Source organism: Pseudomonas sp. TH21 (genome assembly GCF_016651025.1).
In the GTDB taxonomy this organism is placed as follows: Bacteria; Pseudomonadota; Gammaproteobacteria; order Pseudomonadales; family Pseudomonadaceae; genus Aquipseudomonas; species Aquipseudomonas aylmerensis.
In genome coordinates this window covers 609,235-624,337 of sequence record NZ_JAEKEQ010000001.1, presented here as the reverse complement: position 1 = coordinate 624,337, position 15,103 = coordinate 609,235, and the positions used below count along the sequence as shown (strand labels likewise).

Genomic DNA, 15,103 nt, shown 5'->3' with positions numbered 1-15,103 from the left:
CCGGGTGGGCGCAACCAGCCGCGCGGGCGATCTCACGGACGCCAGCGCCGGCAAAGCGGCCGCTACTCAGTGGGTTTCTTTGCGATAGGGAACAGGTTGTTCAAGGTATCGATCAACCGCACCAGGTAGATCGGCTTGCGGAACAGGTCGAGCACTTGCAGACGCAGCATGTCGCTGACGTCGTCCATCTCGGCATGGCCCGACATGACAATCACCGGCAGGTGCGAGCGTGAGGTGTGTTCGCGCAGACGCTTGATCAAGGAAATGCCACTTTCCTCGGGCATGCGCAGGTCAGTGATGACCAGGGCAATGTCAGGGTGGAGTGTCAATTCTTGCAGGGCGAAGGTGACAGAGTTGGCGGTAAAACAGACAAATCCCTCGTTACCGAGGGACTCGGCAAGTTCGATCAGGGCGTCTTCTTCATCGTCCACCAATAAGATTTGTTGGCGACCCGAAGAAGATGCGCTCATGACCGTACCTGCCCGTGGATGAAGGGGGTGGCTTTACACTTTAACTCAGGTCACGGTGGTCATCTTGTTGGCAATACCGTTGAACACCGAGGCGATTTTGGTGCCCAGCCCCGAGCCTGCACCGACAATAACAATCGCCACCAGCGCCACGATAATGGCGTATTCAATACCTGACGCGCCCTCTTTGCGTTTGAAGAATAGTTGTGTCTGAACATAGAACTTCAACATCAGGTCAAGGAACATAAGACTTCTCCCTAAGAACGCCACTGAAAGCCGAAGGGCTCTAGATCCAGATAATCACGGCGTGCCACTAGAGCATTGTCAACAAACCCCAGGCTCACAACTGTAATAACGCATTAATCAGAAAGTATTAGTCACAACGTTGGCGCCATAAACCCGCTGTTCAAAAGGCAACGCCTTGGCATGCAGATAAATTTTCTGTCAGGTAATGGCATTTCGTCCTAGCTGAGCTACCTTCAAATAGCCAAATCGTTAGTTGTTCATCACAGCCAGGTTGCGAATTAACTCGATTGGATTAACGAGTGTGTAATGCAACGGGAAAGGGAGAGCCGTCATGAACAGTCGTATCAGCATGGTCCTGGCCGGCTTGTTGCTGATCGGGGCATTGATTGCAGGGTACTGGGGGCTGGTACTGAGTCGCTCGCCGGAGCCCGTCACGGCACCCACCGCACCTGTCGTTTCCGTGGAAAAAACCGTCGCTGCCGTCGAAGACCAGAACCGCACCCCCGTCGTGGTATTGGTGCATGACGTCCCTGCTTTCGTACCACTGACCGCTGCTGACCTGGCCGTGGAAAAACTGCGCACGGTACCCGCCGGCAGCCTGACGCAACTGGACCAGGCGATCGGACGCAAACCGCTGCGCATGCTGGCTGCGGGCACCTGGCTCAACGAAGAGAGCTTCAACGCCGGCGGCCCGCTGGCCCGCATGATTCGCCCAGATGAGCGGGCGCTGGCCGTCGCAGTGGATGAAGTCATCGGCGTCGCCGGTCAGTTGAGCCCAGGCGACTACGTGGATGTGCTGCTGTTCCTGCGCCAGGACAACGGCAATACCGAGCCGTCAGCCCAAATCGTCCTGCCGGCCATGCGCCTGCTCAGCGTCGGCGATCAAATGGGCCTGGCCAATGACGGCATGCCTGCGGTACCGCCACCGGCCACGCCTGAAGAGCGCGCCCAGGCCGCGCAACGCCGTGCCGGTGCCCGCACCGTAGTGCTGGCTGTACCGGAAGCCTTACTGAGTCGCCTGATGCTCGCGGCCCAGGCCGGGACCCTGCGCCTGGCCGTGCGCAGCGCCGACGAACAGCTGCTCAGTCGCTACTGGGCCGGCGAAAGCGACGCACCGGACAAACTGGAAAGTGCCAACCGCGACCTCTATCAATTCACCCAGCTGGCTCTGATTGGCCCGCCCAAGCGGGTAGCCACAGTCGCCGGCGAGCCCGGCGCACGTCGTGGCATTGAAGTGATTCGCGGTGCCCAAGCAGCCCCACAAACCCCGTGATTGAGCAAGGATGCCTTGAATGAGCCATCGCTACACTGCCATGTTCACGCACCTCGCCTGGACCCTGATGCTGTCGAGCCTGCCGGCGGGCATGGCCTTCGCGGCGCCGGGTAATTGCAGCGCCCTGGGCCAGTTGCCCGCCGTGGTCGAGGTGGGAGAAGGCCTGCAACAGGAACTGCAATCGCCGGTGGCAATAACCCGCCTGGCGATTGGCGACCCGAAGATCGCCGATGTGCGCGTCAACGGCGACCGTAACTTCCTGCTGACCGGCGTCGGTGTCGGCGCGACCAGCCTGATGGTGTGGACCGCCTGCGCCAGCGCGCCGCGCCAGAGCATGGTGTTCGTCAAGGGCAAGGCCACCTCGGCGCTGACCAGCTTGTCGCTGTCGCCTTCCGAGGACCCGCTGCTGCCCAGCCAGGTGCAGACCGACATTCGCTTTGTCGAGGTCAGCCGTACCAAGCTCAAGGAAGCCAGTACCTCGTTGTTCGGCCAAGGTGGCAATTTCCTGTTCGGCAGCCCGGGCAATGGCACGATCCCCGCCACCACCGCCAACAGCTTTCGCGGGCAGGCGGTGAATAATGGCTTTTTCAACATCGGCTTCGGTGGCGGGCGGATCTCGGCGATGATCAACGCCCTCGAACAGAGCGGCTTCGCCTATACCCTGTCGCGTCCCAGCCTGGTAGCCCTGAGCGGGCAGAGCGCAACCTTCCTGGCCGGCGGCGAAGTGCCCATTCCGGTGCCCAGCAGCGGCAGCGACAGTATCTCCATCGAGTACAAGGAGTTCGGCATCCGCCTGACCCTGACCCCCACGGTGATCGACCGCAATCGCATCACCCTCAAGGTCGCGCCGGAGGTCAGCGAACTCGACTACAGCAACGCCGTGCAGATCCAGGGGATCCAGGTGCCCGCCCTGACCGTGCGTCGAACCGACACCAGCGTGTCCCTGGCCGATGGCGAAAGCTTCGTGATCAGCGGCCTGATCAGCAGCACCAACCGCTCCACCATCAGCAAGTTTCCAGGCCTGGGTGACATCCCGATCCTCGGCGCGTTTTTCCGCGATTCCAACATCAGCCGCGAAGAAAAAGAGCTGCTGATGATCGTCACGCCACACCTGGTCCAGCCGCTGGCCGCGAATGCGCAACTGCCTTCCCTGCCCGGCGAGAAACTGCGCACCTACGACCCGAACTGGTACCGCCTGTTCTTCCTGGAAAACGGCAACTTCGATCGTCGCAGTGGACTTTCCCAATGAGCGATAGCCTGAGCCAGACATTTCTGGCAATTACCCGCAACACCACCGACCTGGAATGGCTCCAGGGCGCACTCGCGCCCCTTGGCCAAGTGGTCAGTGCCGGCGGTGGCAGCCTGGATGAGTTGCTCGCGCTGGTCGACGTAACCTTCGCCAACCTGGTGTTCGTCGGCCTCGACCGTGAAAACGTGGTGGCCCAAAGTGCGCTGATCGAAGGAGCCCTGGAGGCCAAGCCGATGCTCGCGGTGGTCGCCCTCGGCGATGGCATGGATAACCAATTGGTACTCAATGCCATGCGCGCCGGCGCGCGCGATTTCGTCGCCTATGGCTCGCGCTCCAGTGAAGTCGCAGGCCTGGTGCGGCGCCTGAGCAAGCGCCTGCCGCCGGTGACTTCGAGTGCGCAGTTGGGCGGTCTGACCGTGCTGTTTGGCACCCAGAGCAACGCCGATGGTGCGATGCTGGCGACACACCTGGCACTGGTGGTGCAAAAAAGCGGGCAGCAAACCCTGCTGCTCGACCTGGGCCTGCCACGCAGTGACAGCCTGGCGCTGCTGGGGCTGGAAAGCACGTTCAACTTTGGCGATGCATTGCGGCACCTGCGCCGTCTCGATACCACCTTGATCAACAGCGCCTTCACCACAGCCCTGGATGGCCTGCGCATCCTGGCCTATGCCACCGGTGACGAACCGCTCAAACTGACCAGCGCCGCCGAGCTGTACATGCTGCTCAGCGCGTTGCGCCAACACTTCCAGCACATCGTCGTGAACATTACCGGGCAACCGGACAGCGAGGCGCTGCGTACCTTTGTCAGCCACTGCGACAAACTGCTGTGGTGCACCGACCAGAGCGTACTCGACTGTCGGCGCAACCTGGCGGTGCTCAACCGCTGGCGCGACAAAGGCATGAAACTCGAGCACGCCAAGCTGGTGGTCGACCGCTATATCAAATCCTGTGCACCTGACACCGAAGCCCTGGAAAAAAGCTTCGGCCTTGAGTGCATCGCCGTCCTGCCGCTGAGCGCCGAACTGCGCCTGAACGTCAAGAACCAGGGCCAGACCCTGTTCGCCCTGGCCCCACGCGAACCCCTGACCCAAGCCGTGCGGACCTTGGGCGAACGCCTGGCGAAACGCTCCGAGGGTCTGGAAAAACCCTCGATGCGCTGGTTTGAACGCTTCCTGGGGTCGGGACGATGACCAGCGAAAAACTCTTCGGCGGCCCGGCCCGCAGCGTCAGCGGCAACAGCGACCATGATGGCCTGAAGCTGGTGCTGCACCGCTACATCATTGACGCCATCGAGGAGTCAGGCAAAAACCTGCTCGAAGGCACGCGCCAGTCGCTGGCGCAGTTTGTCACCGACAAAGTCTCCGAATACATCACGCGCATGCGCCTGGCGATCTCGCGCTATGAAATGGAACGCCTGGCCGAAGAAATCGTCGACGAACTCACCGGTTTCGGCCCACTGGAAGTGCTGCTGCGCGATCCCTCGGTGACCGAGATTCTGGTCAACGGGCCGCACCGGGTGTTTATCGAGCGCGACGGCCTGCTGCATCAGAGCGACCTGCGCTTTATCGACGATCACCACGTCGAGCGCGTGATGCAGCGGATTCTCGCGCCGCTGGGACGGCGCCTGGACGAGTCCTCGCCGATGGTGGATGCGCGCCTGCCGGACGGCAGCCGGGTCAACGCGATCATCCCGCCGATTGCCTTGGACGGGCCGTGCCTGTCGATTCGAAAGTTTCGCAAGGACATGCTCAAGAGCAGCGACCTGGTCGCCATGCAGACCATCGACCAGAGCATTTTCGAGTTCTTTCAGGAGGCCGTCGGCAAGCGTTGCAACATTCTCATCAGCGGCGGTACCGGCACCGGCAAGACCACACTGCTGAACATCCTCAGCCAGTTGATCAACCCGCACGAGCGCCTGGTGACCATCGAGGACGTCGCCGAGCTGCAACTGGGCCATCCCCATGTGGTGCGCCTGGAAACCCGGCCGCCAAACGCCGAAGGCCATGGTGAAGTGCGGTCCAGTGACCTGATCCGCAACGCCCTGCGGATGCGCCCCGACCGCATCATCCTCGGCGAAATCCGAGGCGTGGAAGTGCTCGATGTGATGACGGCGATGAACACCGGCCACGACGGTTCCATGAGCACCGTACACGCCAACAATGCCCAGGATGCCCTGCTGCGCCTGGAAACCCTGGTGGGCCTGACCGGCCGGGTGATCGCGGAAAAAACCCTGCGCCAGATGATCTGCGCCGCCCTGGACGTGGTGATTCAACTGACACGCATGCCCGATGGCCGCCGCTGCGTCAGCGAAGTCGTCGAGGTGGTGGGCGTGCGCGACGACGTGTACGTCACCAATACCCTGTTCCGGCTGGACCGGCGCACCGGCTTCGGCTTCCTGCGCGAAGCCATCAACCCGGCCGGTGACAAACTGCGCCGCGAATCGGCCTTGCCGTTATAGGGGGCGCCTGATGACCGGACCTATGTTGCTGCTTTTTTGCCTGCTGCTGATCGGGCTGTCGCTCTGGCAGTTTCAGCACGGCCTGCGCAAGGCCCAGACTGACCGCGTGCTGGAGCGCCTCGGCGACGGCCAACCCGAGGCCCGCGAAGAACCCACTCGCTGGTCTGGCCTTGAGCGCATGTTTCTGCGCGCGGGGCTGGGCAAGCCGACTGATCGCCTGGGCCTGTGGCTCAGCGCTTGGATCGTCGGCGCGTTGTTCGGCTACCTGATCGCCGACGGGCTGGGCCTCGCAGTGATGGTGCTGGGCCCGCCCATTCTGTTGCGCGTCTACATCAGCTGGCGTTACCAGCGGCGGGTACAACGCATGGTCGAACAGTTGCCACAGTTGCTGGACCACAGCGTACGCAGCCTGAAATCCGGCAGGACCCTGGCCGACGCCGTATTGGGCGGTATCGAGAATATTGATAACCCGCTCAAGGAGGCCATGGGCCGTGTGCAGCGCAACGTGCGCATGGGCGTGAGCCTGCCGGACTCGGCGAGTGACTTTGCCGAATTCTATGAACAGGACGAATTTCGCCTGTTTGCCCTGGGCCTGAAGGTCAACCATCGCTACGGCGGCAACGCCAGCGAACTGCTGGAAAACCTGATCAAGATGATTCGCGAGCGCGAACAGGGAGCCCGTCAACTCAAGGCCATGACCGGTGAAACCCGCATGACCGCGTACCTGCTGGGTGGCTTGCCCATTTTGCTGGTGAGTTACTTCATGCTGGTCAACCCCGGCTACCTGTTGACCATGTGGAACGACGACACCGGGCGCACCCTGCTGTTCGTCGCCCTCGCGATGGACCTGACAGGCACCTTCGCCATGTGGCGCATGCTGAGGAGTGTCTGAGATGGTGCTTCTGGCTGGCGCCTTGATGTTCCTTGCCGCCCTGGTGCTGGTGGGTGGCCAGGTCCTTGAGCATCGCCGGCGCGATCGCCGCGTCTCCGAACGGTTGCAGGGGCGGACCGGCAGCGATGACAAAATCGGCGCGTTCATGCGCCAACTCGGCGGCAGCAGCCTGGCCCAGCGCTCGGTCAGCCTGGACAATGAAACCCAGGTGCTGCTCAACCGGGTCGGTTGGCGTAAAGCCAGCCAGCGCTCGCTGTTTGCAGCCTTCCAGGTCGGCGTGCCGATTGTATTAATGGGCCTGACCTTCCTCGGCCAGGAGCTGTTTTTCCCGCAGGCCGCCCCTGTGTGGATTGCCCCCGCGATTGCCCTGGGCATCGGCTACCTGCTGCCCAAGCGCGTACTCGCCGCGGCCGCCAAATACCGCCAGCAGCGGATCGCCAGAGAGATCGCCACCTTCATTCCACTGCTGCGCATCCTGTTCGAATCGGGCATGGCGGTTGAACAGTCTCTGCGCGTGCTGGGTAACGACGCGCAGCGCTTACTGCCGAGCCTCACCCACGAGCTGCGCCTGATCCTGGCCCGGGTCGATTCCGGCCTGGAGCTGGGCGAAGAACTGGGCAAGACCGCCCGCCTGCTTGAAGTGGACGAGTTCACCGACACCTGCATCATCCTTCAGCAATTGATCCAGCAAGGCGGCGGCGCGATGAAATCCCTGCTGGCGCTCAAGCAATTGCTGGATGACCGCCGGCTGACCCGCCTGCAGGAATACATTTCGAAGATGTCGGCAAAAATGTCGGTGGTGATGATGGTGTTTCTGTTTCCAGCCTTGCTGATCGTGCTCGGCGGCCCCGCCTTTATCGGCATCGCCCGCGCCTTGAGCCACTTTTGAGGAAGCCCTGATGAAAGTACTGATCGCCGGCCTGGCCCTGTTGATGCTCGGTGGATGCGCCACCAACGGTCAATCGCCCTGGGCGGCGTTGACCACACCCGGCAGTTGCAGCAAGCCCAGCGCCGACCAGGAACTGGCGTTGAACCTGTCCGATGACCTCGCCAACGAAGGCAAGCTGCACGCCAGCCTGGCCAACCTGCAGAACCTGCCGGACACCTTGCCCCAGGTGCGCCAGCGCAAGGCGCGTAACTACCGTTTGTTGGGCCGCAGCGAGGCTGAGCCGTTGTACCGCAGCCTGCTCGGCACCTGCATGACGGCCGAGGGCGAGCACGGCCTGGGACAACTGGCCGCCGCCAAGGGTGACAACGGCCAGGCGATGGCCCACCTGCAAAGGGCTGCACGCCTGGCACCTACCGACGAAAAAATCCGCAATGACCTGGGGGTGGTGTACCTCAACCAATTGCGCCTTGAAGACGCGCGCTTCGAGTTCATGACGGCCATCGAACTCAAGCAGGGCGAACCGTTGGCGGCCGTGAACCTGGTGACTTTGCTGATCTATCAGGATGACTGGGGGCAAGCGGCCAAAGTGGTCAGCCAGTTGGGCCTGAGCCCCGAACAGGTCACCGAGGCCCAGGCTCGCGCGGTGAAACTCAAGGAGTCCAGCGCGGCAGCACGCAACGTCGCGGCAGTCAGTGATGCACTGCCGGTGACCATCAAATAAGGAGTCGACGATGAAAGCCTATTACCTGGTTTACCTGGCGTTGCTGCCGCTGAGCGCGGTGGCCATTCCACCCGGCCCTTCGTCTCCACAGCAGGCAGAGACGGAGAACTGGATGGCGCTGCAGATCAATGGCCGAGCGGCCTCGCCGACACCGCAAAAGACCACGCCCACCGAAAGGGAGCAGGCCATGCAGCGTTGGCTCGACAGCAACAAGCATCCGATTCCGGAGTTCTTCGAAGCGTCATCCAAAGGCGGGAAGAGTCAATAACGCTGCGCGCGTCAGTGGGCCGTCACCCGCTGGCGCATTGCCGAATTGTTCGGCGACAACGCCAATGCCAGTTGGGTGCGGTTATGCATATGGGTCAGGCGCAATACCTGGGACACATACAGCTTGACCGTGTTTTCGGTGATGCCCAGCTCGCAGGCAATCTGATAGTTGGTCTGGCCCTTGCCCACCAGCCGCGCCACGTCCAGCTGACGGGGCGAGAGCTGATTGAAGATGGTCGGGATTTCCACCGGCCCGGCCTCTTCGGCTGACTCGCCATCGTCGGACAGCCCTGCATTCGGGCTGCGACGTACCTTGTCGAGGTCCTGGTACAAGTCATTGATCGACTCGGAAAGGTACTGCAGCTTCTGGTTCAGGTGCCCCAGTTGCAGCTCTTTTTGCCGCTCCTCCAACGCCGCTTCCTGGCGTTGCAGGCCTTCGAGCAATTCATCGAGGTTGATCGGCTTCTGGTAGTAATCGGAGATGCCCGCGCGCAGGGCCTTGATCACGTCCTGCTTGTCGGCACGTCCGGTGAGCATGATCGCTTCGAACGCGCGCTGCTTGCCGGCCACCTTTTGCATGGCCTGGACCAGTTCGATGCCATCCATGTCGGGCATGTGCAGATCACACAGCACCAGGCCGATCTCGGCGTCTTCGGTGAAACGCTTCAAGGCGTGGCGGCTCGACTCACACGGGACACAACGATAACCACTGTTTTCGAGAAATTCGCAGAGCTCTTCCACGATCAGCGGCTGATCGTCGACCACGAGCACTTTTACTGCCGATGTGAGCTTGTTCACGCGCTACTCCATGCCTGGAAAGCCAATAGATTGACCTATCCCTTTCGACGAAGAATCCTATACATCTACTCAATAAACGTAGACCTACTTTATGACTATGTACATAGCGATAAAGGCCTTGTGCGACTAATGGATCCAAAATAAATACAGTGCAAAACCTGTCAATAAAAACGGCGCAAAAGGCTGTTTTTTTGACGCCTCCACGCCCGGTTTCGCATGGCGCGCACTAACCCATTGATGGATAAGCAGCCACGCGCCCAGGACGGGTGCAGCGCCGATCAACGACCACAACAAAGGGTCCACGGTGGTGGCCATTCCCAACGCGGCCAACAGCTTTACATCGCCCGCGCCAAAGCGTCCCAGCACATAGCCCGGCAGGCCCAACAACAGCGCCAGGGCAAACGCCCAGCCACCCTCCTTCGCCGGCGCACCCAGCCAGGTGACACCCGTCCAGCTCAAATAAAGTAAGGCCAGCAGCCCAACCCCCAAGGTCAACCCATTGGCGATCTGTCGCTGACGCATATCCTGCACCGCACAGAGCCCCAGCCAGAGCACTATCACCACGCCATGGATCACGTAAAAAACATCCCTTTTTGCTGATTGATTCTATGCTGATATCAGGTAGTAGCCGTCAGGGTAGACGCAGTCATGAAAACAGGCCTCCCCAGAAAGCAAAAAGGTGCTGCGGCGATCGAGTTCGCCCTGGTCTTCGGGATCTTCTTTGCTGTGTTTTATGGGTTGGTCAGCTATAGCCTGCCGCTGTTATTGATGCAGTCATTCAACCAGGCCGCCGCCGAGGCGGTGCGCCAGGCCATGTCGATAGACCCGGTCGCGGCCGGAACCGCCTACCCGACGCAGGTCACCCAGCGCGCGAAAGATACCGTCGCCGCGCAATTGAGCTGGATCCCCGCAAGCTTCCAGTTCCAGCCCTCCTTCGTCAGTGCCACCTACACCGGCACCACGCTGACCGTCGCGATCACCTACCCCAGTGCCAACCTCAACTCGGTATTCCCGGCCCTGGTGATCCCCGGCATAGGCAACGTACCGAGCCTGCCGACCAACCTGACGGCCAGTTCGAGTATCCAGTTTTGACCGCGGGGGATAACCTTTTCGGGCGCCTGTCGGGCCGCACCCGCCCGCAGGTTCTCGAGCCGCAAGCGGTGCCGGCTGCCGGGCTGCATGTGCGACTGGATGACCAAGGCCGTGTCGTCAGCCTCAGCGGCACGCTGCGTCAGCAATTGGCCGCACAGGGCGTGGCCGAAGCCCGGCCATTATTGCGAGACCTGCTGTGTGCCGGCAGCGCTCTGAGCGTCGAAGGCCACCCCGCCGACTGGCAACGTCAAAGCCTCGACCTGGATTTCCAGGGCATCGGGCAGGTGCTGCATACCCGCGGCTGGGTCGAGCCAGAGGGTGACGGCTGGATCCTGCGCTTGCTCGACATCGGTGACTTGCTGACCGGCAGGCAACAGGCCGGGCAGCGCGAGCAGAACCACCAACTGGCTGGCCGCATGAGCGAGCAGTTGCGCGTCTGCAGCCTGGGTCGCTTGCCCGACATGGTCACCGAGCAGCTGCGCAGCCTGGCACAGCACTGGCGAATCCCCTGTGTTGCCCTGGCAGTGCCGGATGACGACGAGCGGGGTTGGCGGATCTACAGCCAATACACCGCCCATGACGCACCGGCCCTGTGGCAAACCGGCCAGCACGTCGGCACCGGCCTGGACGGCGTCAACGGCAACGTATCGCTGAGCCTGGCCGAGGCACACAATGATCACCCGCGCCTGCTCAGCCTCTTCGGCCATGCCGACGGGTTGCTGGTGCCGTATCGCGACGCCGAGGGCGTTGCCGCCTGGCTGCTGTGCGGTTGCTACATCGGCGAGCCGCAGACCCGCGAACGCGACTGGCTGGACCTTGCCGCCGCCCTCGCCGCACCGTTGCTCAGCCGCTTGCGCGAACAGCGCGCGCACCAACAACTGGAACGCATGGAAGCCCTGCAAGGCCTGCTTGGCACCGGTTGGTGGGAACTGCTGCCCGCCACCGAGGAAATCCAACTAGCCCCGAGCCTGTTGCGCAGCCTCGGCCAGGAAGACGGCGCGACGCGCCAGGCGCTGGGCCTGTGGCTGGAGCTGATTCATCCCGCCGATCGCCAGGAACTCAACAGCCGCCTGCAGGATTTGCAGGCCCTGGGCAAACCCCTGCTGACCAGCGTCCGCCTGCAACGCACCGACGCCGACCAGCCGCTCTGGTATCGCGTGCAGGGCCAGGTGCTGGGCACGGGCGACAGTCGGCGCTGGATCGGCTTCATGCTCGACATCAGCGACATCAAGAACCAGCAATTGCAAGCCGCCGCCGCCCATGCGCGCCTGGACAACCTGATCGCGAGTTCTCCGGCGGTGATCTATGTACAGCGCTACGTCGGCGGCGCGTTGCACCCGGCCTTCTTCAGCGACAGCCTGCTGCCCGTGCTGGGCTGGACCCTGGACGATTGCAGCCATGACAGCCTGGCCGCACTGATCCACCCCGAAGACCGCGACCTGTACTTTGATCGCACCCGCCAACTGCTGCGCGAAGGCAATGTGCGCAGTCGCTACCGGGTGCGTGACAAGCAGGGTGCCTACCATTGGCTGCTCGACGAGGCCAAGTTGCTGCGCGATGACCTGGGCCTGCCGGTAGAAGCTGTCGGGCTGTGGCTCGACGTGACCGAGGCGACTCTGGCCGCCGAGCAGATCAAGCAGAGCGAAGAACGCTATCGCATCCTGGTGGAAGACTCGCCGGCGATGATCTGCCGCTATCGCCCGGACTTGACCCTGACCTTCGGCAACACGCCACTGGCCAACTACCTGGAGTGCCGGCCAGAGCAACTGCCGGGGCTTCACCTCGGTGATTGGTTGTCGGACGAACAGCGCCAGGCATTTATCCAGCGCATCCGCCAACTGACCCCGGAATTCCCGGTGAGCACCGCCGAAATCAGCCTGCAACTGCCGGGTCGTGAACATGCCTGGTGGGTGTGGTCCGACCGTGGTGTATTCGATGAGCAAGGCGTATTGGTGGAAGTGCAGGCCGTTGGCCGCGATAACACTGAGGTACGTCGCTCCCAGCAACAACTGACACAGAGCGCGAAGATGGCCACCCTCGGGGAAATGGCCACGGGCCTGGCCCACGAGATCAACCAGCCGCTGAATGTAATGCGCATGGCCATCGTCAATGTGCTCAAGCGCCTGGGCAACGGCGACGCGCAGATCGACTACCTGACGGAAAAGCTCCAGCGCATCGACGCCCAGGTCCAACGCGCGGCGCGTGTGGTGGACCATATGCGCGTGTTTGGCCGCCGCTCGGAAATCGAACAGCAGCCCTTCGACCCCTCCCAGGCCGTGGAGGGCACGCTGTCGCTGCTCGGCGAAGGGCTGCGCGGCAAGGGCGTGGACCTGCGCGTCACCCCGGCGGACTTCAGCGTGCAGGTCAAAGGCTACGCCGACCAGCTTGAGCAGGTGCTGATCAACCTGATGGTCAACGCCCGTGATGCGCTGCTGGGCAAACGTGAAAACAACCCGCAGTTCCGCCCGTGGATCGCCGTGCACTGCGAGCACGACAGCCGGCACGTACGCATTTGGGTCGAGGACAACGGCGGCGGCATCGACCCACGCTTGCTGGAGCGGATTTTCGAGCCGTTTTTTACCACCAAGCCCATTGGCGTCGGCACCGGGTTGGGGTTGTCGGTGAGCTATGGGATTGTGGAAAACATGGGCGGACGGCTGAGCGTCACCAATGGCGAGCAAGGCGCGCGGTTTTGTGTGGAACTGCCGGTGGTCCAGCCAGGTTAGATCACCAGGTAGGCGCGGCCCATGTGGCAGGTGAGGTTGGCGCCGACTTCGGCGTTGCCCAGGCTGATGCCGAGGGCCGAGAGCAGCGTGTTGACGATGGGGTCGAGGACTGGTGCCAACACGGTCTGGACCAGGCTGATCACCGAACTGACGATGCTCGCCAGGGCAGTGGTGACCGTGCCGTTCGCCGCGCCGGGCGTGCTGCCACTGGGTGGCACATAGGTAACCTGCAAGCCGCTCAAGGTCGCCCCCAGGCTATTGATGATATTGGTGGTGCCGGGGGCGTTTTGGTAAGTCGGCGTCGCGTTCATTTCGGCCACCGGTAAAAACACCATCGAGTTGGTTTGCGCAGCCACCGTGGACAGCGCCATTAAATTCAGGCCCCCGCCTACACCGGCGGTACGCGGGCCGCAGAGCAGGGTCAGGACCACGCAATAGCGCTCGCCAAAATCGATCAGCCTGATGGGTTGCACGCTGACCGGTGCCTTTGAGGAAAACGCCGCAACCGGGTCAACATAGCCCACACCCAGGGTCGCGAGTGAGGTGGTGGTCTTCACCGTCAACGACTTGGTAGCCGGCGTGGTGCAGGTGAAGTCCGTCACGTAGCTTTGCGCGCTGGCCGCCTCGATGTAGATGGACAAGGACTGAGTGATATCGACGTCAGTGACATTACACGCCACCAGGCACAACACGCCCCCGACCACTGCCGGCAGATTCAGATTCAGCAGCCCGCCGACAACCTTGGATACCGGTGTCGTCAGCCCGCTCAAAATCGAGGAAACCCCGGAGACCACCTTGAGTATCGGCGCCTGCACAACCACCAATGTCCTGACTTGCGCGGTGCGCACAAAAATCTGATTGGTGGGGGGGGTGTTGGCCAGCCCGGCCTTCGCCAGCACGGGATTGCCAATCGCCGACATTTGCGGAGGCTGGATCACTTGGGTCTGAATCGAGACGCTCCCCACGACGGGAATGTTCACCTGCGTAGCCACGCTGACGGCGGTCTTGCTATTGGACAATTGCGCTACCGTCTCCAGCAGTTGAAACAGCTGCACGCTGGAATTCAACGCGGCCGCCGGCGTACCGGTCGCCACATTCAGCAGGCTGCCGACTGTCAGCACCTTGCTATTGGGGGCGATGGCCTTGATTGATAGCACGTCGTTGACGACCGCCTGGACCGCCGAGCCATTCTGCTGCAGCACCATCACCGCGGCATTGATCAGGTCGGTGGCGGACACGGCGGTGTTCAGCAACGTGGTGTAGTCACCCGCTGTCACGCCCAGGTTGATCGCCAACTGGTTGAGGTAACTCAACAGGTTCACATTGGTTTGAAGGATGCCATTCCAGCCGGCTGCGGTGATCGACAAGCTGCCACCCAGCAGATTGCCGATGACCAGGTTCAATAGCGGTGACTTCGTGGAATCCACCGACACCAGGCTGCTGCGGATTGTCAGCTGTGCCACCGGCGGTGCATACGCAGCCACGGCGGTCGCGCTCAAGGTCATCTGGGTGGACACCGGCACGCCGCTGAACATGTTCCAGAGACCACTGGCGATGCTGGTCACCACGCTGCGCGTGGCGATCACCCGCACGGCATCGTTTTTTGTGGGGTCGGCGCTAAACACGCGGACATTGCTGGCATTGGTCACCAGCGAGCCGCAGGTAACTGCCAAGCCACGACTGGTGTCGCCCGCAACCACGGTGAAACCATTGCGGGTGGCGTTCTGCACCGCATAGTCATTGGCGGTAGTCGAAGGCGTGCACAGGCCGCCACGGCCGGCGGCTTCCAGGGCAGCAGTGTCGGCGATGGACTGCAGCCGGCGCTTTTCCATATACAAGCGACCGCTGTCCACTGCCAGCAGCATGAACACCAGGGCTACCGCCAGGGTACCCGCCGCCATCAAGCCAATTGCACCACGCTGCCGGGAACCAAGTCGGGGAGACATCAGGCACTCCTTAGCGCTTACTCTCCGTAGTTGGTGTGAAGTGTAGACAAGGCTTGGAGGGTGCGCTGGCCCGGCGCCA

15 protein-coding genes are annotated in these 15,103 nt (G+C 62.2%); 10 read left to right on the top strand and 5 right to left on the bottom strand.

The genetic code is table 11. From position 1 onward, the window contains the following. Positions 1–62: 62 nt before the first annotated feature. Together JFU04_RS02635 and JFU04_RS02630 are read right to left on the bottom strand one after the other, a co-directional pair. The gene (locus tag JFU04_RS02635) at positions 63–470 is read right to left on the bottom strand and encodes a response regulator (RefSeq protein ID WP_106805264.1); all 408 of its coding nucleotides are present in this window, start codon (positions 468–470) and stop codon (positions 63–65) included. Between the two features lie 45 nt (positions 471–515). Beyond that, positions 516–713, bottom strand: coding sequence for a Flp family type IVb pilin (locus JFU04_RS02630; RefSeq protein WP_065900340.1), 198 nt, complete (start codon positions 711–713; stop codon positions 516–518). 331 nt (positions 714–1,044) lie between these two features. Here JFU04_RS02630 and cpaB point away from each other — a divergent pair, with 331 nt between their 5' ends. Genes cpaB through JFU04_RS02590 form a run of 8 tightly spaced genes read left to right on the top strand, consistent with a single transcriptional unit; the run spans position 1,045 to position 8,463 of the window. Next, positions 1,045–1,986, top strand: coding sequence for a Flp pilus assembly protein CpaB (gene cpaB / locus JFU04_RS02625; RefSeq protein ID WP_201143467.1), 942 nt, complete (start codon positions 1,045–1,047; stop codon positions 1,984–1,986). Positions 1,987–2,005: 19 nt separating this feature from the next. Continuing rightward, on the top strand, positions 2,006–3,235 hold the full coding sequence (locus JFU04_RS02620) for a type II and III secretion system protein family protein (RefSeq protein WP_106805266.1): 1,230 nt from the start codon (positions 2,006–2,008) through the stop codon (positions 3,233–3,235). Then, positions 3,232–4,425, top strand: a complete 1,194-nt coding sequence (locus JFU04_RS02615) for a pilus assembly protein (protein ID WP_065900335.1) — start codon at positions 3,232–3,234, stop codon at positions 4,423–4,425. Before JFU04_RS02620 ends, JFU04_RS02615 begins: the two co-directional genes overlap by 4 nt. Next, positions 4,422–5,693 (top strand): CpaF family protein, encoded by a 1,272-nt coding sequence (locus tag JFU04_RS02610; protein WP_065900334.1) that lies wholly within the window; start codon positions 4,422–4,424, stop codon positions 5,691–5,693. Before JFU04_RS02615 ends, JFU04_RS02610 begins: the two co-directional genes overlap by 4 nt. 10 nt (positions 5,694–5,703) lie before the next feature. Beyond that, a complete protein-coding gene (locus tag JFU04_RS02605; RefSeq protein WP_120447548.1) occupies positions 5,704–6,585 on the top strand; it encodes a type II secretion system F family protein in 882 nt (293 codons plus the stop codon). A gap of 1 nt (position 6,586) precedes the next feature. After that, complete coding sequence (locus JFU04_RS02600) at positions 6,587–7,474, top strand: type II secretion system F family protein (protein WP_201143466.1); 888 nt, start codon at positions 6,587–6,589, stop codon at positions 7,472–7,474. A 10-nt stretch (positions 7,475–7,484) separates the two neighbouring features. Continuing rightward, a complete protein-coding gene (locus JFU04_RS02595; protein ID WP_065900331.1) occupies positions 7,485–8,195 on the top strand; it encodes a tetratricopeptide repeat protein in 711 nt (236 codons plus the stop codon). Between the two features lie 10 nt (positions 8,196–8,205). Beyond that, positions 8,206–8,463 (top strand): DUF3613 domain-containing protein, encoded by a 258-nt coding sequence (locus tag JFU04_RS02590; protein ID WP_065900329.1) that lies wholly within the window; start codon positions 8,206–8,208, stop codon positions 8,461–8,463. An 11-nt stretch (positions 8,464–8,474) separates the two neighbouring features. Here JFU04_RS02590 and JFU04_RS02585 read toward each other — a convergent pair whose 3' ends face one another. Beyond that, complete coding sequence (locus JFU04_RS02585) at positions 8,475–9,260, bottom strand: response regulator transcription factor (protein WP_201143465.1); 786 nt, start codon at positions 9,258–9,260, stop codon at positions 8,475–8,477. Positions 9,261–9,386: 126 nt separating this feature from the next. After that, positions 9,387–9,836, bottom strand: a complete 450-nt coding sequence (locus tag JFU04_RS02580) for a prepilin peptidase (RefSeq protein ID WP_201143464.1) — start codon at positions 9,834–9,836, stop codon at positions 9,387–9,389. Positions 9,837–9,908: 72 nt separating this feature from the next. On the opposite strand from JFU04_RS02580, the gene JFU04_RS02575 reads away from it, so the two are divergent. Next, the gene (locus tag JFU04_RS02575) at positions 9,909–10,352 is read left to right on the top strand and encodes a TadE/TadG family type IV pilus assembly protein (protein WP_065900321.1); all 444 of its coding nucleotides are present in this window, start codon (positions 9,909–9,911) and stop codon (positions 10,350–10,352) included. After that, positions 10,349–13,078: a PAS domain-containing sensor histidine kinase gene (locus JFU04_RS02570; RefSeq protein WP_201143463.1), complete on the top strand. Its 2,730-nt coding sequence runs from the start codon at positions 10,349–10,351 to the stop codon at positions 13,076–13,078. The genes JFU04_RS02575 and JFU04_RS02570 overlap by 4 nt, the downstream gene beginning before the upstream one ends. Here JFU04_RS02570 and JFU04_RS02565 read toward each other — a convergent pair. Further along, complete coding sequence (locus JFU04_RS02565) at positions 13,075–15,024, bottom strand: pilus assembly protein TadG-related protein (protein WP_201143462.1); 1,950 nt, start codon at positions 15,022–15,024, stop codon at positions 13,075–13,077. The genes JFU04_RS02570 and JFU04_RS02565 overlap by 4 nt on opposite strands. Positions 15,025–15,103 lie beyond the last annotated feature (79 nt).

Bases quoted from the DNA above. Each gene is read 5' to 3' on its own strand.
- JFU04_RS02635 (WP_106805264.1), bottom strand. From the start codon at position 470: ATGAGCGCATCTTCTTCGGGTCGCCAACAAATCTTATTGGTGGACGAT.
- JFU04_RS02630 (WP_065900340.1), bottom strand. From the start codon at position 713: ATGTTCCTTGACCTGATGTTGAAGTTCTATGTTCAGACACAACTATTC.
- cpaB (WP_201143467.1), top strand. From the start codon at position 1,045: ATGAACAGTCGTATCAGCATGGTCCTGGCCGGCTTGTTGCTGATCGGG.
- JFU04_RS02620 (WP_106805266.1), top strand. From the start codon at position 2,006: ATGAGCCATCGCTACACTGCCATGTTCACGCACCTCGCCTGGACCCTG.
- JFU04_RS02615 (WP_065900335.1), top strand. From the start codon at position 3,232: ATGAGCGATAGCCTGAGCCAGACATTTCTGGCAATTACCCGCAACACC.
- JFU04_RS02610 (WP_065900334.1), top strand. From the start codon at position 4,422: ATGACCAGCGAAAAACTCTTCGGCGGCCCGGCCCGCAGCGTCAGCGGC.
- JFU04_RS02605 (WP_120447548.1), top strand. From the start codon at position 5,704: ATGACCGGACCTATGTTGCTGCTTTTTTGCCTGCTGCTGATCGGGCTG.
- JFU04_RS02600 (WP_201143466.1), top strand. From the start codon at position 6,587: ATGGTGCTTCTGGCTGGCGCCTTGATGTTCCTTGCCGCCCTGGTGCTG.
- JFU04_RS02595 (WP_065900331.1), top strand. From the start codon at position 7,485: ATGAAAGTACTGATCGCCGGCCTGGCCCTGTTGATGCTCGGTGGATGC.
- JFU04_RS02590 (WP_065900329.1), top strand. From the start codon at position 8,206: ATGAAAGCCTATTACCTGGTTTACCTGGCGTTGCTGCCGCTGAGCGCG.
- JFU04_RS02575 (WP_065900321.1), top strand. From the start codon at position 9,909: ATGAAAACAGGCCTCCCCAGAAAGCAAAAAGGTGCTGCGGCGATCGAG.
- JFU04_RS02565 (WP_201143462.1), bottom strand. From the start codon at position 15,024: ATGTCTCCCCGACTTGGTTCCCGGCAGCGTGGTGCAATTGGCTTGATG.